23 protein-coding genes are annotated in these 25571 nt (G+C 57.2%); 15 read left to right on the top strand and 8 right to left on the bottom strand.

From position 1 onward, the window contains the following. Positions 1-225: 225 nt before the first annotated feature. Positions 226-1725 carry a leucyl aminopeptidase gene (locus tag AC0J4F_RS19235; RefSeq protein WP_473024372.1) on the bottom strand — a complete coding sequence of 500 codons (1500 nt, stop codon included), beginning with the start codon at positions 1723-1725 and terminating at the stop codon, positions 226-228. A 236-nt stretch (positions 1726-1961) separates the two neighbouring features. Here AC0J4F_RS19235 and lptF point away from each other — a divergent pair, with 236 nt between their 5' ends. The 6 genes from lptF (at position 1962) to rsmA (ending at position 9600) form a co-directional block, all read left to right on the top strand. Continuing rightward, positions 1962-3149 (top strand): LPS export ABC transporter permease LptF, encoded by a 1188-nt coding sequence (gene lptF / locus AC0J4F_RS19240; RefSeq protein ID WP_133950318.1) that lies wholly within the window; start codon positions 1962-1964, stop codon positions 3147-3149. Then, positions 3146-4240, top strand: a complete 1095-nt coding sequence (gene lptG / locus AC0J4F_RS19245) for an LPS export ABC transporter permease LptG (RefSeq protein ID WP_133950320.1) — start codon at positions 3146-3148, stop codon at positions 4238-4240. Before lptF ends, lptG begins: the two co-directional genes overlap by 4 nt. A gap of 5 nt (positions 4241-4245) precedes the next feature. Then, positions 4246-6618: an LPS-assembly protein LptD gene (locus tag AC0J4F_RS19250; protein WP_133950322.1), complete on the top strand. Its 2373-nt coding sequence runs from the start codon at positions 4246-4248 to the stop codon at positions 6616-6618. Positions 6619-6772: 154 nt separating this feature from the next. After that, on the top strand, positions 6773-7693 hold the full coding sequence (locus AC0J4F_RS19255) for a peptidylprolyl isomerase (RefSeq protein WP_209002443.1): 921 nt from the start codon (positions 6773-6775) through the stop codon (positions 7691-7693). 5 nt (positions 7694-7698) lie between these two features. Beyond that, positions 7699-8733 carry a 4-hydroxythreonine-4-phosphate dehydrogenase PdxA gene (pdxA, locus tag AC0J4F_RS19260; RefSeq protein WP_133950326.1) on the top strand — a complete coding sequence of 345 codons (1035 nt, stop codon included), beginning with the start codon at positions 7699-7701 and terminating at the stop codon, positions 8731-8733. 15 nt (positions 8734-8748) lie between these two features. Beyond that, a complete protein-coding gene (gene rsmA, locus AC0J4F_RS19265) occupies positions 8749-9600 on the top strand; it encodes a 16S rRNA (adenine(1518)-N(6)/adenine(1519)-N(6))-dimethyltransferase RsmA (protein ID WP_133950328.1) in 852 nt (283 codons plus the stop codon). Positions 9601-9640: 40 nt separating this feature from the next. Here rsmA and gmk read toward each other — a convergent pair whose 3' ends face one another. From gmk to fabD, 7 genes are all read right to left on the bottom strand, one after another. Then, positions 9641-10336, bottom strand: coding sequence for a guanylate kinase (gene gmk / locus AC0J4F_RS19270; RefSeq protein ID WP_133950330.1), 696 nt, complete (start codon positions 10334-10336; stop codon positions 9641-9643). A 7-nt stretch (positions 10337-10343) separates the two neighbouring features. Beyond that, entirely contained in the window at positions 10344-11237 is an 894-nt protein-coding gene (locus tag AC0J4F_RS19275) for a YicC/YloC family endoribonuclease (RefSeq protein WP_133950332.1), read from the bottom strand. 69 nt (positions 11238-11306) lie between these two features. After that, positions 11307-12410, bottom strand: coding sequence for an endolytic transglycosylase MltG (gene mltG, locus AC0J4F_RS19280; protein ID WP_133950334.1), 1104 nt, complete (start codon positions 12408-12410; stop codon positions 11307-11309). Between the two features lie 112 nt (positions 12411-12522). Continuing rightward, complete coding sequence (fabF, locus tag AC0J4F_RS19285) at positions 12523-13788, bottom strand: beta-ketoacyl-ACP synthase II (RefSeq protein ID WP_133950336.1); 1266 nt, start codon at positions 13786-13788, stop codon at positions 12523-12525. An 89-nt stretch (positions 13789-13877) separates the two neighbouring features. Continuing rightward, the gene (locus AC0J4F_RS19290) at positions 13878-14111 is read right to left on the bottom strand and encodes an acyl carrier protein (RefSeq protein ID WP_008194310.1); all 234 of its coding nucleotides are present in this window, start codon (positions 14109-14111) and stop codon (positions 13878-13880) included. Between the two features lie 248 nt (positions 14112-14359). Further along, positions 14360-15097 (bottom strand): 3-oxoacyl-[acyl-carrier-protein] reductase, encoded by a 738-nt coding sequence (gene fabG, locus AC0J4F_RS19295; protein WP_473024373.1) that lies wholly within the window; start codon positions 15095-15097, stop codon positions 14360-14362. Between the two features lie 78 nt (positions 15098-15175). Then, positions 15176-16120 carry an ACP S-malonyltransferase gene (gene fabD, locus AC0J4F_RS19300; RefSeq protein ID WP_133950340.1) on the bottom strand — a complete coding sequence of 315 codons (945 nt, stop codon included), beginning with the start codon at positions 16118-16120 and terminating at the stop codon, positions 15176-15178. Between the two features lie 224 nt (positions 16121-16344). Here fabD and AC0J4F_RS19305 point away from each other — a divergent pair, with 224 nt between their 5' ends. From AC0J4F_RS19305 to purF, 9 genes are all read left to right on the top strand, one after another. After that, on the top strand, positions 16345-17079 hold the full coding sequence (locus AC0J4F_RS19305; protein WP_473024374.1) for an MOSC domain-containing protein: 735 nt from the start codon (positions 16345-16347) through the stop codon (positions 17077-17079). Positions 17080-17324: 245 nt separating this feature from the next. Continuing rightward, positions 17325-17774, top strand: a complete 450-nt coding sequence (gene rpsF, locus AC0J4F_RS19310) for a 30S ribosomal protein S6 (RefSeq protein ID WP_133950344.1) — start codon at positions 17325-17327, stop codon at positions 17772-17774. Positions 17775-17780: 6 nt separating this feature from the next. Then, positions 17781-18029: a 30S ribosomal protein S18 gene (gene rpsR, locus AC0J4F_RS19315; RefSeq protein ID WP_133950346.1), complete on the top strand. Its 249-nt coding sequence runs from the start codon at positions 17781-17783 to the stop codon at positions 18027-18029. Positions 18030-18159: 130 nt separating this feature from the next. Beyond that, on the top strand, positions 18160-18744 hold the full coding sequence (gene rplI, locus AC0J4F_RS19320; RefSeq protein ID WP_133950348.1) for a 50S ribosomal protein L9: 585 nt from the start codon (positions 18160-18162) through the stop codon (positions 18742-18744). A 357-nt stretch (positions 18745-19101) separates the two neighbouring features. Continuing rightward, on the top strand, positions 19102-20586 hold the full coding sequence (locus AC0J4F_RS19325; protein ID WP_306146881.1) for a replicative DNA helicase: 1485 nt from the start codon (positions 19102-19104) through the stop codon (positions 20584-20586). 177 nt (positions 20587-20763) lie between these two features. Continuing rightward, a complete protein-coding gene (alr, locus tag AC0J4F_RS19330) occupies positions 20764-21906 on the top strand; it encodes an alanine racemase (RefSeq protein ID WP_473024375.1) in 1143 nt (380 codons plus the stop codon). A gap of 15 nt (positions 21907-21921) precedes the next feature. Continuing rightward, a complete protein-coding gene (gene radA, locus AC0J4F_RS19335) occupies positions 21922-23316 on the top strand; it encodes a DNA repair protein RadA (RefSeq protein ID WP_209173612.1) in 1395 nt (464 codons plus the stop codon). A 69-nt stretch (positions 23317-23385) separates the two neighbouring features. Then, on the top strand, positions 23386-24000 hold the full coding sequence (locus AC0J4F_RS19340; RefSeq protein WP_133950356.1) for a CvpA family protein: 615 nt from the start codon (positions 23386-23388) through the stop codon (positions 23998-24000). An 84-nt stretch (positions 24001-24084) separates the two neighbouring features. Then, positions 24085-25557, top strand: a complete 1473-nt coding sequence (gene purF / locus AC0J4F_RS19345) for an amidophosphoribosyltransferase (protein ID WP_133950358.1) — start codon at positions 24085-24087, stop codon at positions 25555-25557. Positions 25558-25571 lie beyond the last annotated feature (14 nt).

The raw sequence follows: 25571 nt of genomic DNA on the forward strand, positions 1-25571 counted from the left end.
TACGGTTTCCCGACCCGGCCAAGATGGGGATAGTGTATGCTTGCACGAGTAGTTGTGTTTTGCGGATTGGTGGCCTGTGTAGCTGGAGCCACTGTCGGCATGGGTTTCCTGGTCGAACCTGCGACCGCATGTCAGGCCTATAAGACCTGCTGATTTTCCGGACTTCCCAGTCCATGAAAAACCCGCCAATTTGGCGGGTTTTTCTTTGTTTTCAGCTCTTTTCAATCAGCTCTCGTAGTGATCGGCCACCAGCTGGTTGAGCAGGCGAACGCCGTAGCCGGACGCCCAGCTCTGGCATGTGTCATCCTTTGGCGCTCCAAATGCTGTGCCGGCAATGTCCAGATGCGCCCAAGGCACATCGTTGGAAAAGCGCTGCAGGAACTGCGCGGCGGTGATGGATCCGGCCCATCGCCCTCCGGTGTTCTTCACGTCAGCATTCGGCGTGTCGATGAGCTTGTCGTAATCCTTCGACAACGGCAGACGCCAGAGCGGCTCACCACTGGCCTTGGCCGCATCCAACAGGTTGTCGGCAAGCTCATCATTGTTTGAGAAAAGACCAGCGTTCAAATTGCCGAGTGCAACCAGGACCGCACCGGTCAGTGTCGCAAGGTCGATCATGATTGCCGGCTTGTATTTTTCCTGCGTGTACCACATGGCATCGGCCAGAACGAGACGGCCTTCGGCGTCTGTATTCAGGATCTCGATGGTCGTTCCGGACATGGCGGTCACGATGTCGCCGGGCCGTTGTGCGTTGCCGTCCGGCATGTTTTCGACAAGACCGATGACACCCACCACATTTGCCTTGGCCTTGCGGGCCGCAATTGCGTGCAAGGCCCCAATTACGGCCGCGGCACCACCCATGTCGCCCTTCATATCTTCCATACCGCCAGCCGGTTTGATGGAGATCCCGCCGGTATCGAAAACCACGCCCTTGCCCACCAAGGCGACGGGAGCAGCGCCTTTCTTGCCGCCGTTCCAGCGCATGATGGCAAGGCGCGGCGGACGGACCGAGCCTTGAGCAACCCCTAAGAGCGCTGCCATCTTGAGCTTCTTCATCTCCTTTTCGCCGAGGATTTCGACCTCAACACCAAGCGCTTCCAATTCTGAAGCCATGGCGGCGAATTCGACCGGCCCAAGAACGTTTGCCGGCTCGTTGACCAGATCACGGGCCAGGATCACCCCATCGGCAATGCCCTCCGCCGTGGTCCAGGCTTTTCGCGCGGCTTTGGGATCTGCAACTTGAAGGGTTAATTTGAGCGTTTTCTTCGCCTTGTCGTCGTCCTTTTTGGACTTGTACTTGTCGAATTCGTAAGCGCGCAGTTTGGCACCCATTGCAAATTCAGCTGCAAGCTCCGCATCCAGCTCCTTGCCTTCCGGGGCTTCAAGAACGACTGTCGCCGCCTCTGCCTTGGCAGACTTAAGGGCGGCAAACACCGCGCCGCCGAATGCGCGCCAGTCATCGCGGGTGAGCCCGTCCATCGCACCTGTTCCAAAGACGATCAGCCGGTCGAGTGAAAGACCACCGGGTGCGACAAGGTCGAGGCTGGTCTTTTTCTTTCCGGAAAACCCTCCGATTTCCGCGACATTCGCCAGACCACCCGTCAAATCACCGACGAGTCCTGAGGTGGCAGCTCCAGTTGCCAATGCTTCGCCTGCCAAAGCGACCACAATCCCCTTTGACGGAGCGTCGATTTTCGAAAAGGAGATTTTGTTCAGCTTGGTCATCGTTTGTCCTTGCAGGTCGGTCAAAGTCATCAGGATGTGAAACAGGACAGCGTTGTGTCCTGGCCGGGAGATATCCCTAGATTGCTAAATGATGGCGTTTTAAAGCGTTTTCGGCAAGATCAGTTGCAAATTAATGTATATTAACCATCTTCTTTCATGGGCCATTCACCACATCCCGTGTTATTGAGCATAAAGTCAAATTTTATGAGATTTGTACGGAGTATCCGGCAGCTGCCATGAACACGCTGGAACGCTATATCATTCGGCGCACCGCCTATGCGTTCACGCTCACGCTCGCCGCCATGACGGGGGTCGTTTGGGCAACGCAGGCGCTCCGGCAGCTGGACCTGGTGACGTCCAAGGGGCAGACAATCGTCCAGTTCATCGGCATCACAATGTTGGCGTTGCCGTTTCTGATTGTCACGGTCGCGCCCTTTGCGCTCATGATCGCGCTCATACTGGTTCTAAACGCGCTCTCCGGCGACAGCGAGCTGATCGTGATTGATGCAAGCGGTGGATCCAGGTTTCTGGTGCTCAAGCCCGTGCTTGTGTTTGCCACAATCATCATGCTGCTGGTGTCTGCCTTTTCGCTCTATGTCGCGCCCGCCGGCCTTGCCCAGCTTCGAACGGAAATCACGCGTGTGCGCGCAGATCTCGTTGCCAACATCGTCAAACCAGGGCGCTTCATCAACGTGGAGGAAGGCTTGACCTTCCACATCCGAAACCGGTCTGGCAAAGGAACGCTCGATGGTCTTTTGATGCATGACACGCGGGACCCAGACACAGCCTTTACCTATCAGGCTGATACCGGAAATATCATCGAGGCAGCCGGCCGGACATTGCTGGTCATGCAGAACGGCACGATCCAGCGGCGGCCGAAACAGGTCGGTGATATGTCGATCGTCCGATTTCAGTCCTATGCCTTCGATTTGTCCAACCTGATCCCCGAAGCAAGTGAACCGGTCTTCAAGCCGAGCGAGAGAAGCACTGCAAACCTCCTTGGCCCGCCCGGAAATGATTACTTCGCGGTCACACACCCAGAGAGGCTTCGGGCAGAAATTCATGAGCGGTTCAGTTTGCCGCTCTATTGCTTGTCCTTTGCTCTGATAGTTTTTGCATTCCTAGGCGTTGCACGGACGACCCGGCAGGGGCGCGGCATGGCGATTGTGGGCGCCATCACCTGCTGCGTTCTTCTGCGCACAACCGGCTTTGGCATTACGGCTATCTCCAATGATACCGCTGTGCTTTATGCGATGCGGTATGTGGTTCCGGTTCTGGGCGGTGGCATCGCCCTTGTTTCGATCCTCCGCGGGCACCAGGGCAAACAGTCTCAAGCCCTCCAACGGTTCCAGCTCATGATCGGAGACTGGGTTGAAGCAATCACCGCAAAATTGACCAAGAACCGTGCCGGGAGCGCTTCATGATCCTGGGGCGGACCCTTTCTGTTTACTTCTCCGGCCGCTTTATCAAAGCGATCCTTGGCCTTTTCCTGTTCGCCGCGGTGCTGCTCTTCCTGTTCGATGTGCTGGAACTTGTCCGGCGCGGCAGCGACAGAGAGGGCTTCACCGTGATGCGGGTCGCCTACATATCGCTCCTGCGGGTCCCTCTCCTTCTGGAGCAGGTCATCCCATTTACGGTTCTGTTTGGTGCAATCGCAGCCTTCGTCACACTCAGCCGCGCCTTGGAACTGGTCGTAACCCGGGCGGCTGGCATTTCGGTTTGGCAGTTTTCAACTCCCGCCGTTTTGGTTGGTCTTTTCCTCGGGGTGTTCTCAATCACGGTCTACAATCCCGCTGCGGTCTACCTTCAGCAAAAATCAGAGGAAGCTGCTGCCGGATTGTTCGGGGCCGATCAGACCTTCTTGTTGCAGAGCTCCGGAGAGGTCTGGGTCCGTCAAGACGGCCTCGATGGAGAGTCTGTGCTGCGCGCTTCTCAGCTTCTGGACAACGGGACACGTCTCTTAAGGGTGACGGTCTTTACCTTCGATGAAGACGGCACATTCCGTGAGCGGATCGAAGCAGAACAGGCGCGGCTTGGAAACGAGACCTGGTATCTCGACAATGCCATCGTCTACACCACCGAAAACGATCCACAGTCTTACAGCGTCTATCAAATCAGTACGTTCCTGACAGCGACAGAGGTTCGAGAGAGCATCGGGTCGCCCGAATCGATTTCATTCTGGAACCTGCCCCGGTTTATCGAACTGGCGAGAAACGCGGGTTTGCCAGCCTATCGTTACAATCTACAATATCAATCGCTGCTCGCGCGGCCATTGTTGTTGATTGCAATGATCCTGATCGCAGCGGCGGTTTCCCTTAAAGTTTCGCGATTTGGTGGATTGGGACGGATGATTCTGGGTGGAATCCTGTCCGGGTTCGTGCTTTACGTTCTTACGGAACTGGCCAAGGACTTCGGAGGGGCGGGAATCGTGCCTCCGTTGGTTGCTGCGTGGGCGCCAGGAATATTTGGGGTACTTATGGGTTTGACAATTCTCTTGCATCAGGAAGACGGGTAAGGCGCATGACGTTTCCGTTTTTTCTGAACACAGAGACTTGGGCCGGACGTGCATGCCTTTTGGCAGCCGTCAGCGCTCTTGCCGTGTCAGCTGGAATATTGACGGCCCCGCATTCTGCATCTGCACAGAACCTTGATTTTTTCAACAGCGAAGCCCCGTCCGCTGACGAAGATCTTCTCCTTGAGGCCAACAACCTCACTTACGATTTCGACCGTGACATCATCACCGCGCGCGGCGATGTTCAGGTCTACTACGACGGCAACACGGTTCAGGCAGCTCAGATCGTTTTTAACCGTGGCACGCATCAGCTAACGGCTACAGGCAACGTCATCTTCCTCGATACCGAAGGCAACATTCTTCGGACCGAAGAATTGCAGATGTCGGAAGATTTTGCGCAGGCCTTTGCCCGCTCGCTTCAGATCGACATGCCGAACAGAACGCGGCTGATTGCCGAACAGGCAACTCGTGAAGACGGCAACGTCACAGTCGTGGAAAATGGTGTGTACACCGTCTACACGAATCCGACGCGTCCAGCTGGCAAAGCACCGCTCTGGCGCATCCGTTCCAAAACGATTGTCCATGACAAACAGGAAAAGGTGATCCGGTTCGAGCAGCCGTCGCTCGAGTTCTACGGACAGCCAGTCCTTTATGCGCCGTTCCTGTCGATGCCTGACCCGACCGTCAAGCGTCATTCCGGCTTTCTAATCCCCAACTGGGTGATTGCGGACAAGCTCGGGTTTGGGGCGAATATTCCATACTACTGGGCCTTGAGCCCGCACCGCGATCTGACAACAACTTTTACTCCGCTGACCAGGCAAGGGCTTTTTGTCGACGTTGATTTCCGGCAGAAGTTCCGGCGGGGCGACTTTTCGCTGTCAGCAGGCGGCATCTATCAGCTTGATCCTGACCAGTTCAAAACCCAGCGCGCCGACAGCGACATGCGCGGTGCTTTCCGCACGACGGGCACATTCAATGTAACCGGTGCCTGGAACCTCGGCTGGGATGTCACCTACAAGAGTGACCGGGCCTTCTTCGAAGACTATTCCTTCACAAGCTGGGGCGGGAACGAAACCTCTAGGATCTACTTCGAGGGCCTGACTGAGCGCAACGCTCTTAGTTTCAACACCTACGGCTTCCAGATCGCTCAGGCAGATTATACGTCGAGCAACTTCAACGCGGATGGTTTCTCGCCGGTTGGAAGCAACTTGCAGAGCAAACAACCCCTTGTGCTGCCGGTCGTCGACTACGATTTCGTATTTGCAGACCCTGTGTTGGATGGCGAGCTTTCACTCGCTGCGAACTTCACATCCTTGACCCGCGAAGAAACCGACGCGTTCTCCATTGATGGTGGGACCAATGCCCGCTTCCGCGGAGTGGACGGCACATTCTCACGTCTGTCGGTCGACGGCACCTGGCGCCGCACCTTTGTCGACCCACTTGGTCAATCATTTACGCCGTTCGCGTATATGAAGGGCGATCTGTTCTTCCTGGCCTCTCCGGATGCGGATGTTACAGCTCTCGCAGGTGAGAGTTTTGTGGGCCGTGCCATGCCGGCGGTCGGTCTGGAATACAGCTATCCGATCATCGCAAGCTTCAACGGCGGCAACCAGATTTTCGAGCCGATCGCGCAGATCATCGCCCGCCCGAACGAACAGCGCATCGGCGAACTGCCGAACGAGGACGCACAGAGCATCGTCTTCGACACAACCACCTTGTTTGATACGGACAAGTTTTCCGGTTTCGACCGCGCTGAAGGCGGCACCCGCCTCAATGTGGGCTTGAACTACAAGCTTCAACTGAACAGCGGCCACTATCTAACCGGCCTTTTCGGCCGCTCCTATCATCTCGCTGGCGAGAACTCCTACAAGGTCCCGGATATTCTTGGCGCGACACAAGATTCCGGACTTGAGTCCGATCTGTCCGACTATGTCGGCAGCTTGTACCTGGATACCAAATACGGTGTGAAACTCGGCACGCAGGCACGGTTCGATAAGGACGACTTCTCGATCAACCGTTTGCAAGCTCAAGCCAGTGCTATCTACGGGCCGGTGGTCTCATCGGTCGCCTATGCCTTCCTCGATGCCCAGCCGAATGTTGGCATTGACGATACGCGCGAAGAGTTGCTCGGCTCAGCCAGCTTGCGGCTGCAGGAGAATTGGCGTGTGTTCGGCTCCATGCGCTACGATCTTCAGAACAGCAACATTGTTCAGGACGGCGTCGGTGTCGGCTATGACGACGAGGGCTTCTCGCTTTCATTGTCTTATTCGGAAGACCGCAGCCGCAACGATGGCGACACAACCGATCGCCTCTTGTTTTTCCGGGTTGGCTTGAGAACACTCGGAAATACTCAGATTCAAAGCAACGCGATCAACAACTAGTGATTTTGCTTTAAGAACGGCTATTATTTCACTGGCATGCCACCAGAATGCCCCAAATAAACCAGATGCTGTGAAACATCGGGTTTCTCTTTTATTCTGACGTGCACTTTGTTATCCAGTGTCGTCAAACATGGCCAAAACTCACGGAAGTTCCATGCGCAATCGCTTCGTCATCTTGTCCGCACTCGTGGCTCTACTCTTGGCAGCGCCAATCGCACCGTCTGCCAATGCGGCAATCAAGGTGATCGTCAACGATGTGCCGATAACCGACTATGACATCACCCAGCGCGCCCGGCTCATTACGCTCACTCAGCGGAAAAGTGCCTCTGTTGCCCGGCGTGAAGCCGTGCAGGAACTGATCGACGACCAAGTCAAGGTCGGTGAGGCGACCCGCATGGGCATGAGCGTCAGCGACAGTGAAGTCGACAACGCCTATGCAAACATCGCCCGGAACGTGAAACTTACCCCTGCCAGACTGACGCAGGCGCTCGGACAGGGCGGTGTCAGAGCGGAGACCCTGAAGAAACGCCTGCGAGCGCAGCTTATCTGGGGCAAGCTGGTCCGGGCCCGGTTCAGCGGCGGTGTCGATGTGGACGAGTCCGATATCATCGCGGCCCTTCGCAAAACCGATGAAGAAGACCGGGCCACGTCCATTGAATATGACCTTCAGCGCGTGATCGTCGTTGTTCCGAAGAACTCCTCCAACGGTTTCAAATCCCAGCGCCGCCGGGAAATCGCTCAGATGCGCAAAGCTGTCTCCAGCTGCGAGGACATGGGCTCCGTCCTTGGTCAATATAAGGAAGTTGTTGTCCAGCCTATCGGAAGGCGGCTTGAAACCGAAATTCCGCCGAACATCATTGATCAGGTGAAAAAGTTGGGGCCCGGCAAGCTAACCAACCCAAACCCGACCCCGGTCGGCTTTGAAATGATTGCCATTTGCGGGAAACGTGAGATCCAGTCCGACATTGCCATGCGCACCAAGCTGGAAAACGAACTGCGGGCCAAGGAAGGCGAGAGCCAAGCCCGTCGTTTGTTGATGGATGCCAAGCGCCGGTCAACGATCATATATCGTTGATCAATATGCCGCTCTCCAAGATGCGAAGTTCAGGAAAACCTGTCGCCATCACGCTCGGCGAACCAGCGGGAATTGGCCCGGACTTGACACTGCAGGCTTGGTTCAATCGGAAAAAACTGGGCCTTCCAGCCTTCTACGTGCGTGGCGACGTCGAACTCTTAAGTCAGCGCGCGGAAAAACTCGAACTTCCGGTCCACTTCGAAAGCTGCTCACCAGACCAGGCTTCGGATCGGTTTTCTCATGCCCTGCCCGTGGTTCAAACGGGGGCCAGCCTAACCGATATGCCAGGTGAAGAGGATCCGGCGGCTGCCGCTTCCGTCATCAACTCGATTGAAGCGTGTGTGCAAGATGTTTTTGACGGTGCTGCGATTGGTGTCGTTACCAATCCGATCAACAAGGCTGCGCTTTATAAGGCTGGTTTCAAACATCCCGGCCATACCGAGTTTCTGGGTGCATTGGCCGAAGAGTTTTGGCCCGGCCAGCCTACCAAACCTGTCATGATGATTGCCGGGCCGGATCTGATGGTTGTACCGGTCACCATTCATATTCCGCTTTCCGATGTCCCTCAGCGTTTGACGGAAGACTTAATCGTCGAGACAGCAAAAATCGTTTCAAACGATATGACGAGCCGGTTCGGCTTTAAATATCCGCGCCTCGCTTTGTGCGGCCTCAATCCGCATGCGGGCGAGAATGGTGCCTTGGGCACGGAAGATCAGAATGTCATCGTACCGGCTGTTGAACGATTGAAGGCAATGGGAATTTCGGCCTCAGGCCCGCACCCGGCAGACACGATGTTTCACCCGGAAGCCCGTCTGAAATATGACTGCGCCCTCGGCATGTATCACGACCAGGTTCTCGTACCTGCCAAAACCATCGGCTTCGATGACAGTGTCAATGTCACGTTGGGCCTTCCTTTCATCCGCACGTCTCCTGACCACGGCACAGCCTATACGCTGGCTGGCACCGGGATGGCGCGGATCGAGAGCTTTTGTGCAGCTATTCGCATGGCGCATGCGCTGGCGCATCCTGAAACGCTTTAGGACACCAACCGCGGCATGGCCCAAATCGACGATCTTCCACCGCTTCGCGACGTCATCGCGACCCATGGACTGAATGCAAAAAAGTCACTCGGACAGAACTTCTTATTAGATCTAAACCTGACATCCCGGATCGCCCGATCGGCTGGGAGTCTGGAAGATCATACGGTCCTGGAAATTGGCCCAGGCCCGGGCGGCTTGACCCGGGCGCTGCTGGCTGCGGGTGCCAAAAAAGTTGTCGCGATCGAAAAAGACAGCCGATGCCTTCCGGCACTGGCCGAGATCGCGGATCATTACCCAGGACGCCTTGAAATCATCGAGGGTGATGCTCTTGAAATAGATCCGGTTGCTGTGACTGGTGGAGACAAGGTGCGGATTGCGGCCAACCTTCCCTATAATGTGGGCACTCAGCTGCTGATCAACTGGATCACCACGCCCGACTGGCCGCCCTTCTGGTCATCACTGACCTTGATGTTTCAAAAGGAAGTCGGGGAACGGATCGCCGCAGCACCTGGCTCAAAAGCCTATGGCCGGCTCGGGGTCCTTGCCGGTTGGCGCTGCAAGGGCGGTATCTTGTTCGACATCAGTCCGAAGGCGTTTACCCCGCCGCCGAAAGTCACATCCGCGGTCGTGCATCTCACCCCCAATCCGGCCCCCCTGCCCTGCGATCTTTCCAGCCTGGAGAAATTGACTGCGGCTGCATTTGGGCAGCGCCGCAAGATGCTGCGCGCAAGTCTGAAATCTCTGTCTGCAGATGCTGAACGTTTGATAGAAGAGGCTGGGCTAAAACCAACCGCCCGCGCAGAAGAAATTGACATTGCCGGTTTTGTCAAACTGGCGAATACGTTTCATGTGGTAGGCGCACTCTAAGGTACCTTGCGCTTCTGAGCGCGCTGGAGCTGCGGTCGGGTTAGCCTTTGGAGTCCAATTCGACTTCTAGGTCGTCAACCATGCCTTGAATCAAGGAACCGATTTTTGGAGACCGTGCCTGCTTGAGGCGTTCTGCTTTCAGTATCGCCCGGACATTTTCGTAGGCCCTCTCCAGATCGTCGTTCACGACCACGTAGTCGTACTTCGACCAATGCCGCATTTCGCCAACGGCGGTTTTCATGCGCTTGGCGATGACATCATCCGCGTCTTCCGCGCGGCGATAGAGACGGGATTTCATTTCGGCGATGGAGGGCGGCAGAATGAAGATCGAGACGACGTCGTCACGCATCTTTTCATAAAGCTGAAACGTGCCCTGGATATCGATATCGAACAGAATGTCCCGGCCGTTTTCAATGGCGTTTTCAACGGGCCCGCGCGGCGTCGCATAATAATTGCCGTGGACTTCCGCCCATTCCAGCAACTCGTCATGGGCCCGCATTTGTTCAAAACGGTTTGGATCGAGGAAGTGGTAATGCACCCCGTCCACTTCGCTCGACCGGCGTGGCCGGGTAGTCACAGAAATGGAAAGTTCGAGGTTGTTTTCCTTTTCCAGCAACAGCCGGGCAATGGTCGACTTCCCGGCGCCAGAGGGCGAGGACAATACAAGCATCAGCCCGCGGCGCTGCTGCTCGGCTTCATCCGCACTCACACGCGTTCCAACTGCCGTGTCCGTCATGACCATTTCACTCCAGGTTTTGTATCTGCTCGCGCATTTGATCTATGACGGCCTTCAAGTCCAGCCCGATTGCCGTTAGGTCCACATCATTGGACTTTGAACAGAGTGTATTGGCTTCCCGGTTAAATTCTTGTGCAAGAAAATCAAGACGGCGGCCAATAGCGCCGCCGGTGTCGAGCAGCTCCCTCACCGCGTTCACGTGGGCATGCAAGCGGTCGAGCTCTTCCCGGATATCGGCTTTTGTCGCCAGGAAGACCGCTTCTTGATGCAAACGCTGCGGATCGAGCTTTGTCTCCGATGCATCAAGGAGCTCCTCGACCATTTTTTTCAGCCGAGCCTTAATCGCCTCCGGCTGGCGTGCCGGCAGGTCTTCTGCAGCCTGTGTCAGACTCGCAATCGTATCGATCTGCTGGTGAACGACCTTGCCGATCGCTGCACCTTCAGAATGGCGCATGTCGACAAGATCAATCAGTGCCGCATCAAGTGAGGTCAAAAGAGCGCTGTGCAAGGCTTGCTGCGCCGCCTCATCGTCTTCCTGCTCCTTGAGCTCGAAAACACCCTTTTGCGCCAAAATACCATCGAGGGTGGGAGGAGCCACATTTGGAATTCTGGTTTCGAGCAGTTTAATCGCGGAGAAGACAGATTCCAGGGCGGCTTCGTTCACCTGAAGCTGATTTTCGGCCTGATCCCGCTGCATCGACAAGCCGATGGAGATGTTGCCCCGGCGCAGTACCTTGCTGCACCGCTCCCGGATCTTTGGCTCAAGGGCTTCCAAACCTGTCGGGATGCGAATTCGTAGGTCGAGAGATTTTCCGTTTACGGACCTCAGTTCCCATGTCCATCGAACGACGCCGGATTCACCGGGCGCGCGCGCGAACCCTGTCATGCTGGCAAGTGCCATATGCCCCTCCGGATCTCTGCCGGTTTTGACCGCTAAATCTGCGGTACCCCAAAAGGTGTCAGCGTGCGGTCAGTTTTGTTCCGCCTGACGGCGTTGCCGCTCTATCTCACGCCATTTGCGTACGTTGGCGCGGTGCTGATCATATGTTTCTGCAAAAATGTGTCCGCCCGTCCCGTCAGCGACAAAGAACAAATCCTTTGTCCGGGACGGATTGGCAACGGCCTCCATGGCAGCCCGGCCCGGATTGCCGATCGGCCCCGGCGGCAAGCCGTCAATTTGGTATGTATTGTAATTGTTTTCAGCGTCGATTTCTGACTGCTTGATCGCAGACCGATCCTTGAGCCACGCTTCCCCGCCATAAAGGCCGTACAGGATGGTCGGATCTGACTGCAGGCGCATGTTCTGGTTCAAGCGATTGACAAAGACCCCGGCGACCCGCGGCCGCTCGTCGGCGAGCGCCGTTTCCTTTTCAACGATGGACGCCAGGATCACCAGTTCTTCCGGTGTATCCACCGGCAGATCTTCTACCCGTCGCTCCCAGATTTCTGCCAGGAGTTTGTCCTGTGCAGCCTGCATCTGGTTCAGAACTGACTGTCGGGTTGCTCCCCGTGCAAAGGTATATGTTTCAGGCAAAAGGGCGCCTTCGGCAGGCAAGTCCGTGATCTCTCCAACGAGAATCGGATGTTCGCGAACCCGCTCGATGATTTGAGCGGTGGTCCAGCCTTCCGGGATCGTGACCGAGTGCGTCACGGCTTTGCCGTCGACCAGATCCGTCATCACGTCTTTCATGGAGACGCCAGGCGCGAATGCGTATTCACCGGCTTTCAGCTTGGTTGCACTCTTGTAGAACCGCGTGCCAAGCTGGAAGACCCACTCATCAAGCATGGTGTCGTCGATCACGCCTTTTGCTGCGAGGCGGTCGGTGATCCCGGTCAGACCGGAACCTGACGGAATAATGATCGTCGCATTTTCTGTGAGCGGGCCAGCCTGCTCGAACATGTGCTTGCCGAAATAAAGCGCGCCGCCAACAGCTGCCAGCCCGAAGACTGCCAGAGAAATCACCATATTGATCAGGATAACGACCGGATTGCGCACATGACGGGAGCGTTGCGGAGGCGCAGGTGCCGGCTCGGGTTGCAACGCTTCGCGCGGACTTTTCGGCTTAATGCCCATGGCCTATCGCACCTCCTGACAAGATCTCACGGGCCTGTCAAACTGCAGTCACGTGTAAAACAAACGGGCCGAACGAACGAATCGGCTTTCGGCCCGATGAACTGTGAATGCGTTATGCGGCAACTTTACGGAAAACAAGCGACGCATTGGTTCCACCGAAGCCGAAAGAGTTCGACAAGGCAACATCAATGTTCATTTGTTTCGCTTTGTGCGCCACAAGGTCGATTTCGGTTTCAACCGATGGATTGTCAAGGTTGATCGTCGGCGGAGCCATTCCGTCACGAATTGCCAAGACAGAGAAAATCGCCTCTACCGCGCCAGCAGCCCCCAACAGGTGACCGATGGAGGACTTGGTGGAGGACATCGTTAGGTTAGACGCGTGTTCACCGGCAAGGCGGGTTACGGCCCCCAGTTCGATCTCGTCCCCAAGCGGCGTGGAGGTGCCATGTGCGTTGACGTAATCCACATCAGCTGCCGTGATGCCTGCGCGATTAAGCGCGGCTTCCATGCAGCGGTAGGCGCCATCGCCATCTTCGGACGGCGCCGTGATGTGATAGGCATCCCCTGACATGCCATAGCCGATGACTTCGGCGTAGATTTTCGCACCGCGTTTCACCGCGTGCTCGTATTCTTCGAGAATAACGATGCCTGCGCCTTCGCCCATGACGAACCCGTCGCGGTCCTTGTCATAGGGCCGGGAGCCTTTTTCAGGCGCATCGTTGAACCCGGTGGAAAGTGCGCGGCAGGCGGCAAAGCCAGCCAGCGCCAAACGTCCGACCGGAGACTCCGTGCCGCCAGCGACCATAACGTCGGCATCACCAAATGCGATGAGACGAGAGGCATCGCCGATTGCATGCGCGCCGGTTGAGCAAGCTGTCACAACAGCATGGTTCGGGCCTTTGAGCCCATGGCGAATGGAAACGTAGCCACCGGCCAGGTTGATCAGGCGGCCCGGAATAAAGAACGGGCTGATCCTGCGCGGCCCCTTCTCAACGAGCATGTGGGCGCCCTTTTCGATGCCCTGCAAACCGCCGATACCGGACCCGATCAGAACACCGGAGCGGACCTGTTGTTCGTAAGTTTCGGCTTTGAAACCGGAATCGGCAATCGCCTGATCGGCAGCTGCCATCGCGTAGACGATGAAGTCATCGACCTTGCGCTGTTCCTTCACGTCCATCCAGTCGTCCGGATTAAACGCACCTTCTACAGCCGGATCGCGCGGGATTTGGCAAGCAATCTGGCAAGCCAGATCGTCCACTTTGAAGTTCGTGACCTGATTGGCCCCGCTTTTTCCTGCCAGGATATTCTTCCAAGTGACATCGGCCGTGCCGCCCAGCGGCGTTACCATGCCCAACCCTGTTACGACTACTCGCCTCATACACCCGCACTTACGTTAGAAGGGCCTGGCGGGATACATTACCCCGCCGGCCCGATCTTCAAATAAGGTTCAAGCTAAGGGGAAACCCCTTACTTGTTGGCTTCCAGGAATTTCACAGCGTCGCCAACGGTCAGGATGGTTTCAGCTGCAGTGTCCGGAATTTCAACGCCGAATTCTTCTTCAAAAGCCATGACCAGCTCAACGGTGTCGAGGCTGTCTGCGCCCAGATCGTCGATGAAGCTTGCGCCTTCAACAACCTTCTCTGCGTCTACGCCGAGGTGCTCGACAACGATTTTCTTAACTCGATCCGCGATATCGCTCATCTTTTACTTCCTTGGTTTTCGTCTGTTCATAACTCGCGGCACGGCGCCGGACCGGTTGACTGGAAACGCGGCGGACCGAACTCACTGAACTCAAGTGTGTCTTTGCACACCCCGGCCTGAGACCGGGCCAAGATGTGCAATTTGTAACAATCGGCGGGTAGGTAACACACTTTGTTGACCATTACCAGCCGGTCAGAGCCGCTTCTTTGCGGCCAGGATTATTTTTGCCTGCTCGGCAAATCATCCTTTTAAATCATTGCCATACCGCCATTGACGTGCAGCGTTTGCCCTGTGACATACGCAGCCTCGTCGCTGGCAAGGTAGGTTGCGGCCGAGGCAATCTCAGCAGTGGTGCCCAAACGGCCTGCCGGGACACTGGTCAAAATCGAATCTTTCTGCTTGTCATTCAGCGCATCGGTCATCGCGGTTTCAATGAAACCCGGTGCAATACAGTTCACGGTGATGTTGCGGCTAGCCACTTCACGCGCCAAAGACTTGTACATTCCGATCATGCCGGATTTGGCCGCGGCATAGTTGACCTGACCCGGGTTTCCGGTCACGCCCACAACAGAGGTGATGCCGATAATCCGGCCAGTACGGCGCTTCATCATGCCCTTGATCGCGGCGCGGCACAGAAGGAAGCCGGACGTCAGGTTAACTTCCAGCACCTGGTCCCACTCTTCGTCTTTCATGCGCATGAAGATGTTGTCGCGGGTGATCCCGGCATTGTTTACCAGGATGTCCACCGAGCCCATCTTCTCTTCAGCTGCCGGCAGCAAGGCCATAACGGCTTCACGATCCGACAGATTCGCCGGTGTCACGAAAGCGCGCTCACCGAGATCGGCCGCCAAAGCTTCAAGCTTTTCGGCGCGGGTACCGGACAGGGAGACGGTTGCTCCTTGCGCATGAAGCGCCCGGGCAATCGATTCCCCGATCCCACCTGTCGCACCGGTGATCAGCGCATTCTTGCCTTCCAAGCTGAACATATGACGTCCTTCCTTGCGTTTCGCGCCGTATGGCACAGGCCCTGGCCGGGCCGGGTTCTTAGTTGTTGTTTTTGGATCTTAGCTGGACAGCTTTTCGATGACCGCGTCAATGTCGTCCGGCGAATTGACAGCCATGCCGCCGGCTTCCTTGGCAATCCGCTTGACCATGCCGGTCAGGACCTTGCCGGTTCCAACCTCAACAAATGTGTCGACGCCCTCTCCTGCGAGCCAGGAAATGCTCTCCCGCCAGCGCACAGTACCGGTGACCTGCTCGACCAAACGATCGCGGATATCAACCGGGTCGGTGATCGGCGCTGCGAGAACATTGGCAACGAGCGGCACGACTGGAGCCTTGATATCGGCGTTGTTCAGCGCTTCGGCCATGGCCTCTGCGGCCGGGCCCATCAGCGAACAATGGAACGGTGCACTTACCGGTAAAAGAACTGCACGGCGGGCACCGCGTGCCTTGGCGATCTCAACGGCGCGCTCAACGGCGGCCACATGACCGGACACAACCACCTGGCCGGGCGCATTGTCGTTGGCTGCCTGACAAACTTCGCCCTGCGCTGCATCCTTGGCAACTTCGGCAGCAGCCTCGAAATCCAAACCAAGAAGCGCTGCCATCGCGCCCTGCCCGACCGGAACTGCATTTTGCATGGCGTTGCCGCGCACGCGCAGGAGTTTCGCAGCTGTTGCCACATCCAGGCTGCCAGCTGCCGCAAGAGCGGAGTATTCACCCAGCGAATGACCCGCGACGAAAGAAACGGACGCTTTCAAATCCAGGCCCTTGGCTTCCAGAACCCGCATGGTGGCGAGACTGACAGCCATCAGAGCCGGCTGAGCGTTGGCGGTCAGCGTCAGATCGCTTTCCGGACCGTTCCACATAATGTCGGAAAGTTTTTGGTCCAACGCATTGTCCACCTCGTCGAAGACAGCCTTGGCTTCTGGAAACGTGTCGGCGAGAAGCTTGCCCATGCCAACAGCCTGGCTGCCCTGGCCCGGGAATGTGAATGCGGTGGTCATCTGGATAAGTCTCCGAATTGGCCTCAGCCAGCGGTGTTTTTTGTTTTTGCCGCGAGCTGTTGCTACAAGGAAGAGCGTTTTTGAGCGGGCATTTTTAGAAAGAGCCCACGTGCCTTGGCGGCAGGCTATGAAACGGACGGGGGTAAAGTGTCAAGAGCGATGAAGGAAGTTTTGAGGGAATTGGACGTTCTTCAAAGCCAAAAGCGCACGTGGCGGCTGCAGGCATGAATATCCAGTCCATCTGGCGCTATCCCGTCAAATCCCTTTTGGGCGAACCCTTGAATAAAGCGCTCATAGAAGACCGCGGCTTGTCAGGCGACAGGGCGTATGCCGTGGCGGACGCGAGCGGCAAACTTGGCAGCGGCAAATCCACCAGTCACTTCCAACGCATCGACAACTTGCTGTTTCTCCGGGCAGAAACACAGAACAATGAAATTCACATAGGACTGCCCGGGGAGACCTTGGAACCGATCAGCTCCAGAGATTTGCCAAACCGCCTCTCAGACTATCTCGAACAGCCGGTGACACTCGTTGAAGACCAAGACGTGGCGCATTTTGACGACGGCGCTGTCCACATAATCTTGTCCTCTGATCTAAACCGGCTCCATGCGCGGTTTCCGCATCTGGATTTCGATCCCCGCAGGTTCCGCGCAAACCTTTTGCTGAACACGCCAGACCACATGAGCGCAGAGGATATGCTGGGTCGCGTCCTCACCTTTGGTGATGTCCGGCTCAAAATCACCCACCCGACCGAACGCTGTGTGATGGTCACAGCCAAACAGGACGGGCTGTCTTCAGAACCGCGGATCCTGAAAGCAATTTCCCAAGGCTACAACGTCAATTTTGGCCTCTATGCTTCGGTTTTGAAACCGGGGCAAATTGAGGTTGGGCAAGACGTTGAGATATCTGCCGAGGTCGGTGGGCGCGATAGGTCTGGGCGGCAAGAATTTGGTTTCTGACGCCGCAACGCCTTGAAGCGGCGGATTTCCGGGTCAGGCCCTTGCATTTCTCCCAAATCGGAGTATACACCGCGCTTCATCCGGGTTTGGCCGGGGGCTGAACGGAAGGGCGTTTGCCAGGATATCGTAAAGAATATCCGACTTCCCGTGTTCCCACTCCCGTAAGATTTCTCGTAGCCTTTCCGGGCTTACGAGGAGGCTTTGCGCCAAACCTGAGTTGTCAACCGAAGGAAAGGCAAGTTTCCATGCCTCATTACGAGCACGTGTTCCTGGCCCGCCAGGACGTTTCGGCCCAGCAGGTCGAAGCCCTCGTCGAACAGTACAAAGGCCTCATCGAAGGCGCTGGTGGCACTGTCGGCAAGGTGGAAAACTGGGGTCTGCGCACCATCGCATACCGCATCAAGAAAAACCGCAAGGCACACTACACCCTGATGAACATCACAGCACCGCATGCAGCGGTTGCCGAGATGGAGCGTCAGATGGGCCTCAGCGAAGACGTTCTGCGCTTCATGACCTTCAAGGTCGACGAGCTGGACGAAGAGCCGTCTGCAATGATGCAGAAGCGTGACCGCGACGATCGCGGCGGCCGTGGTGGCCGTTTTGGCGACCGTGGTGGTGATCGTGGCGGCCGTGGTGGTGACCGCGGCGGTGATCGTGGTGGCGACCGCGCTCCGCGCCGGGCTGAAGGGGAGTAAGAGATTATGGTAGACATTTCACAGACCCCAAGCCGTCGTCCGTTCTTCCGCCGCCGGAAGACCTGCCCGTTCTCCGGTGCCAACGCGCCGAAGATCGACTACAAGGACATCCGTCTGCTGCAGCGCTACATTTCCGAGCGCGGCAAGATCGTTCCGAGCCGCATCACCGCGGTCTCCGCGAAGAAGCAGCGTGAACTGGCCCGTGCTATCAAGCGCGCCCGCCTGCTCGGCCTGCTGCCGTTCGTCATCAGCTAAGCACCTCCTCAACTTCAGGAGATGCCTTCTGCCGGGTCCGCCCGGCAGAACCCGAATTGGGACCGCGGGCAAACGGTTTCTAACCGTCATCACACATGAAAGACGATGACGGGACAGTAGGAGAAAATCCATGCAAGTTATCCTTCTTGAGCGTATCGCCAAGCTCGGCCAGATGGGCGACACCGTTAAGGTGCGCGACGGCTACGCACGCAACTTCCTTCTGCCGCAAGGCAAGGCTCTGCGCGCCAACAAGGCCAACCTGGAGCGTTTCGAAAATGAGCGCGCCCAGCTGGAAGCCCGGAACCTTGAGCGCAAGTCTGAAGCTGAAGCTGTTGCCGCCAAAATGGACGGTGAAGCTCTCGTCATGATCCGCTCCGCCGGTGAAACTGGCCAGCTCTACGGTTCTGTATCCACACGTGACATTGCTGAAGGTCTGACGACTGCAGGCTTCTCAGTCACCCGTGGCCAGGTCGAACTGCGCAGCCCGATCAAAACCATCGGCATGCACGCTGTTCTCGTTCAGCTGCACCCGGAAGTCGAAGTTGGCATTTCCGTCAACGTCGCACGCTCTGAAGACGAAGCCGTTCGTCAGGCAGCCGGTGAAGATCTGACCGCGCCGGAACAGGACGTCTTCGAATTTGAAGAAGACGAAGAAGAGGGCGAAGGCGAAGAAGCTGAAGCAACTGAAGAAGCAGTTGCTGAAGAAGAAGCTTAATTGCTTCGATCCAGCCTTTGAAAAACTTCTCGGAAACGGCGCTCATTCGGGCGCCGTTTTCTTTTGCCAGCTTGCTTTTTGAAAGCCGCCTCGCGTGCCAGCTTCACATATCCAGCCAACGCATTGAAAGTGCTGGATTTTCCATTAGCTAATCGTTAACTATTTAAAAACATATTGAATATCAACGACTAATAGCCAACTCCTGAGTCCTCAAAGGCTGTTTGAGTCAAGTATGTTTTCAACCTTTCCCCGTTGATCTGTGGACGCCGGTGGGAATCTGCGTCAAGCTTTTTTGCAGCTTGAGCCCACACCGGTCTGAGGCTATTTCCGATGACAACACGGTCATCGGGGGCAGGCATGAAGGGTACTTTGCAGAAGGTCGAGACAGAAGAAGACGTCCAGCGTCTGGCACCGCATAACGCGGAAGCCGAGCGGCAGCTTCTTGGCGCGATCCTCGTCAACAACGAGACGTTCTACCGCGTGTCCGACTTTCTGGAATCGCACCACTTCTTCGTGCCGCCGCATCAGGATGTCTATGAAAAGATCGGCCACCTGATCCGCGCAGGCAAGACCGCCTCCCCGATCACCCTCAAGACGTTTTATCCGGCCGACGCAAAGATCGCCGACCTGTCCGCGACCCAGTTCCTGCTGCGTCTTGCCGGCGATGCCGCGTCCATTATTAACGCGGAAGACTACGGCCGCACCATTTATGACCTAGCTATCCGCCGGAACCTGATCCGGATCGGCGAAGACATGGTCAACATCGCATTTGACGCGCCGATCGATGTCCCGCCGGAGCAACAGATTGACGACGCCGAGCGCCGCCTTTTTGAACTGGCCGAAACGGGGCGCAGCGAAGGCGGATTTGTCTCCTTTGGCGATGCGCTGACGGAAACCATTGAAATGGCCCACGCGGCCTACAATCGTGAAGGCGCCCTGTCCGGGATTTCCACCGGCCTGCGCGAACTCGACAAGCTGATGGGCGGTTTGCAGCATTCCGACTTGATCGTTCTCGCCGGGCGTCCGGCGATGGGCAAAACCTCGCTTGCGACCAACATTGCCTACAACATCGCGCAAAGCTATCAGGCCGAAGAACAGCAGGACGGAACCATCAAGACCGTCAATGGTGGTGTGGTTGGCTTTTTCTCGCTCGAAATGTCGGCCGAACAGCTTGCGACCCGTATTATCTCTGAACAGGCTGAGATCTCGTCTTCGAAAATCCGCCGTGGTGACATTTCAGAGGCCGAGTTTGAAAAGCTGGCCGCTTGCGCGCAAACCATGCAGTCCGTTCCGCTTCATGTCGATCAGACCGGTGGTATTTCCATCGCTTCGCTGGTGGCCAAGGCCCGCCGTTTGAAGCGTCAGCGCGGTCTTGATCTGCTCATCGTTGACTATATCCAGCTCCTTTCCGGCTCGGCCAAGAACCAGGGCAACCGCGTTCAGGAAATCACAGAGATCACGACCGGGCTGAAAGCGCTCGCAAAGGAGCTCAATGTTCCGATCATCGCGCTTTCCCAGCTTTCGCGTCAGGTGGAATCGCGCGATGACAAGCGCCCGATGATGTCCGACTTGCGTGAATCCGGGTCCATCGAGCAGGACGCCGACGTGATCATGTTCGTGTTCCGTGAGGAGTATTACCTTTCCAAAACGGAACCGGATGAAGGCTCGCCGGAATATGAGATCTGGCGGGACAATATGGAGCGGCTGAAAGGCAAGGCGGAAGTCATTGTCGCCAAGCAACGTCACGGACCAACCGGAACCGCGAACCTTCACTTCGAAGGTCAGTACACCCGCTTCTCCGACTTGGCTGAGGACGACCACCTGCCCGAGCGCTACGAGTAGGATTGCACTTCCAGGCCGGGTTGGATCTTTGACCAAGCAAGGCCGGCTTGACCGTTTTGGCGATCGGACGGGCACACTCTGCCCAAACCAAACGCTTTGCAGGCAGCGGCGAACCTTCTAATGTCGGCGGGTTGATGCACTGCGAAATCCGATTCTGTCCGGAGACCTGTCAGCCTCGTGTCCGAAACGCCCATGAATGCCTACTCCTCCGCCCTTTATGGCGGCCGTTTGACCGTTGATCTGGACGCCATTGCCGCGAACTGGTCTCTTTTGAGATCCAGATTAGCGCCGGGCAGCGAATGCGCGGCAACCATCAAGGCAAATGCCTATGGAACAGGACAAGCAGAGACGGCAACTAGGCTCTTTGAGGAAGGTTGCCGGACGTTCTTTGTGGCGGTACCAACAGAAGCCATTGCGCTGCGCCAGACGCTTCCAAGTGCCACCATCTATGCGCTCGACGGCTTATTTCCCGACACGGCTGATCTGCTTCTTCAACACGATGTTCGGCCGGTCCTCGGGTCCCTGGACGAACTGAAAGAGTGGGCCGCACTGTGCAGGACTGCCGGAAAGAGTTTTCCAGCGGCTGTCCATGTCGACACCGGGATTCATCGGCTTGGCTTGTCTGCCGACGAGTTTGGAACAGCGCTCGCCGATCCAGAACTTATGGGCCCCTTCAAACCGAGCCTCTTCATGTCGCATCTGGCTTGCGGCTCGGATCCGGACCATCCGATGAACCAGGAGCAGCTTGCCCGGTTTACCGAGCTCACCTCCCCGTTCAAGGGTGTTCCGCGTTCCCTTGCCAATTCCGCTGGCGCCTTGATGGGACCAGACTATCACTTCGATCTCGTCCGTCCCGGCATTTCTCTTTATGGCGGCCGGGCTTTTGATCATGGCGACAACCCGATGCAGCCGGTCGCCAAAGTGGAAGCCCGCATCATGATTGTGCGAAATGTTCCGAAAGGTGATGCGATCGGCTACGGCGCAACCCAAACAGCGAAACGGGCGCTGCGCAATGCGGTCGTCGCGGCAGGTTATGCGGACGGGTTGTTGCGGCGTGCCAGCTCCTCAGATGACCGTCCTGGCGGTTTTGGAATGATTGGCGGCCATAAGGCCCCAATTCTTGGACGGATCTCCATGGACATGATCACGCTCGACGTCACCGACATTCCAGAACACCTTGTTCAGCGCGGCGGGCTTGTGGAAATGCTGGGGCCGAATGTTGCGGCGGCTGACATGGCGGCCTATGCGGAGACCATCGACTACGAATATCTGACAAGCCTCGGACGACGTTTTGAACGCATCTACGGCCCGTTGGGTTGATTGGAGTTTTATTAGATGGCCCGCCGGTCCACATCTTTCGTTTGCCAATCCTGCGGCGCTGTCACCGCGAAATGGGTCGGCCGCTGCGAATCCTGCGGTGAATGGAACACCATCGTCGAAGAGCAGACCGGCGGCGGTATTGGCGGAGGCCCGAGCCGGGCCTCAAAGTCCAAGGGCCGTGTTGTTCCACTTGTCGGCCTGACCGGGGACACCAAGGAAGCGCCGCGCATTCAAACCAAGGTTGCCGAGCTTGACCGGGTCACTGGCGGCGGCTTTGTCCGCGGCTCCGCCCTGCTTGTCGGCGGCGATCCCGGGATCGGAAAGTCGACGCTCCTGATCCAGGCGGCAGCTCAACTCGCCAGCCTCGGTCACAAGACTGTTTACATCTCCGGCGAGGAAGCGATCGGCCAGGTGCGCCTACGCGCTGAGCGACTGGGACTGGCAGAAGCACCGGTCGCCCTCGCCGCGGAAACCAGCGTGGAAGACATCCTGGCGACCCTGGAAGCTGACACGGCCCCGGCGATGTTGATCCTGGATTCCGTTCAGACGCTTTGGACAGATCAGGCGGACTCACCGCCTGGCACTGTTACGCAGGTGCGGGCGTCTGCTCAGGCCATGGTGCGCTATGCCAAAAAGAATGGCACCACGCTGGTGCTCGTCGGCCACGTCACCAAGGATGGCCAGATCGCCGGTCCACGTGTCGTCGAGCACATGGTGGACGCGGTTCTCTATTTTGAGGGCGATGGTGCCCATCAATACCGGATCCTGCGCTCGGTCAAAAACCGTTTTGGTGCCACCGACGAGATCGGTGTTTTTGAAATGACCGGTAAGGGTCTTCAGGAAGTGCCCAACCCGTCAGCGCTTTTCCTGGGAGACCGCAACACCACGGCGCCCGGCGCTGCGGTCTTTGCCGGTCTTGAGGGCTCGCGGCCGCTCCTCATCGAAATCCAGGCGCTGGTGGCACAATCCTCCCTTGGAACGCCCCGCCGCGCTGTGATCGGCTGGGACACCGCGCGCCTCTCCATGATCCTTGCGGTTCTAGAAGCGCGCTGCGGCGTCCGGTTTTCGCAGCATGATGTCTATCTGAATGTCGCCGGCGGGCTCAAAATCAACGAGCCCGGTGCCGATCTTGCCGTTGCTGCAGCCCTTGTCTCTTCGCTCAGCGGGCTTGCCCTTCCGGCCAATTGCGTCTATTTCGGCGAGGTCAGTTTGTCGGGGGCCATACGGCCCGTGGCGCAGGCTCAATCAAGACTGAAAGAGGCCGAAAAACTTGGCTTTGATCAGGCTTATTGTCCAGAGGGTAACCTTAAGGACGGCGCCGCGTCTCCCTTCAAGGCAACGGGATTGCCGGAACTTGGGGACTTCATCGCTAAACTGACAGCGGAGACTGGTGCACAAGGGGCAACCTGACGCATCATCAGACCCGCTAGAGAGTGTAAATTTCGCGCTTCGGCGCCAGACAGAGGACTTATCGGAAACATGCCGATTACGCTGCTGGACGGACTGCTTCTGGTCATCATGCTCATCTCGGCGGTTCTGGCGATGATCCGCGGGTTTGTCCGCGAAGTCCTGTCGATCGTTTCTTGGGTCGCTGCGGCCGTTGCCGCGTTCATGCTCTATGAGCGCGTCATGCCCTACACCCAGCAGTACATCTCGCAAGATCTGGTCGCGATGGGTGTTTCCGCGGCTGCCGTCTTCCTGGTGACGCTGATCGTTGTCAGCTACATCACCATGCGGATTTCCGATTTCATTCTGGACAGCCGCATCGGTGCGCTTGATCGCACGCTCGGATTTGTTTTCGGCGCCGTCCGTGGCCTATTGCTGGTCGTTGTCGCAATGATGTTCTTCAACTGGTTCGTCCAGCCGGAGCAACAGCCACGCTGGGTGCAAAACGCCAAATCACTGCCGATCCTGTTGTCGGTGGGCGAACGATTGGTCGCGGTCTTGCCAGAAGACCCGGAAAAAGCGATTCTGGACAAGATCCGGGAAAATGAGCTAACAGGCGGACAACGCTCTAGCGCGCCTGCCGAAGAGCCCACATACAGCGACTCTGAGCGTCAGGGCCTGGAACAGCTGACCACGGACAGCAACTGACGCCGAAAACCGGCGCCCGTTTAGACAAACGACACAATATCCGGACCGGCCTGCAGACCGGCCAGAATGTAAGGAGTGGTCGCCATGACTGGCGGAACCGATTTCCATGAGCCGTTCGACATCAATGACGACACATTGCGCGAAGAGTGCGGTGTATTCGGCATTCTGGGCCATGAGGACGCCAGCGCGCTGACCGCGCTCGGCCTGCATGCCCTGCAGCATCGCGGACAGGAAGCGGCCGGTATCGTGACCTTCGACAATGAGCAGTTCCGGGCGGAACGCCATCTAGGCCTTGTCGGGGACCATTTCTCCGACGCAGAGACGATCGGCCGCCTCACCGGCCGTGCCGCCATCGGCCATGTGCGTTACTCCACGACCGGTGAAACAATCCTGCGTAACGTGCAGCCGCTGTTTGCCGAGCTAGAAGGCGGCGGCATCGCGATCTGCCACAATGGCAATTTCACAAATGCGCTGACCTTGCGCCAACAACTTATCCGCGACGGCGCTATCTGCCAGTCCACGTCGGACTCAGAGGTTGTCCTGCAGTTGGTCGCCCGGTCCCGCGAACAGAAAATCGTCGATCGGTTTGTTGAAGCGATCACCCAGATGGAAGGTGCTTATGCCCTTGTTGCTCTAACGTCGAAGAAACTCATTGGCGCGCGGGATCCGCTCGGCATCCGTCCGCTGGTTCTGGGCGACCTGAATGGTGCTCCGATCCTCGCGTCTGAAACCTGCGCGCTCGACATCATCGGTGCGAAATTCATCCGGGACGTGGAAAACGGCGAAGTCATCGTCTGCACATCCACCGGCATCCAGTCCTTCTTCCCGTTTGGCAAGCGCCCTGCCCGACCGGACATCTTCGAGTATGTCTACTTCTCCCGTCCTGACTCCATCGTTGGCGGCCGCAGCGTCTATGATGTGCGCCGGGACATGGGCCGGGAACTCGCGCGTGAATCCCACGTGGACGCCGATGTGATCGTACCGGTGCCGGACAGTGGTGTTCCAGCCGCAATCGGCTACAGTCAGGAAAGCGGCGTTCCGTTTGAACTCGGCATCATCCGCAACCACTATGTGGGCCGGACCTTCATTGAACCGACCCAGCAAATCCGGGCGCTTGGCGTGAAGATGAAGCATTCCGCCAACCGATCACAGATCGAAGGCAAGCGCGTTGTGCTTGTGGATGACAGCCTGGTGCGCGGCACCACGTCCGTGAAGATCGTTCAGATGATCCGGGATGCCGGTGCCAAGGAAGTGCATTTCCGCTTGGCAAGCCCACCGATCAAGCATTCCGACTACTACGGCATCGACACGCCCGTTCGTGAAAAGCTGCTGGCAGCGAAGTATGGGCTTGAAGAAATGTGCAACTACATCGGCGCCGACAGCCTTGCCTTCCTCTCCGTGGACGGAATTTACCGGGCCGCAGGTTATGACGGCCGGGACAACGAAAACCCGCAATTTACAGACCATTGTTTTACTGGCGACTACCCGACACCGCTGACCGATCTGTCCGAAGATCAAGATTTTGTCAGTGCGCCGCGTCTGGTGGAAGTCGGCTAAGGAATTAGCGAGTA

It is taken from the genome of Roseibium sp. R5 (genome assembly GCF_055755305.1).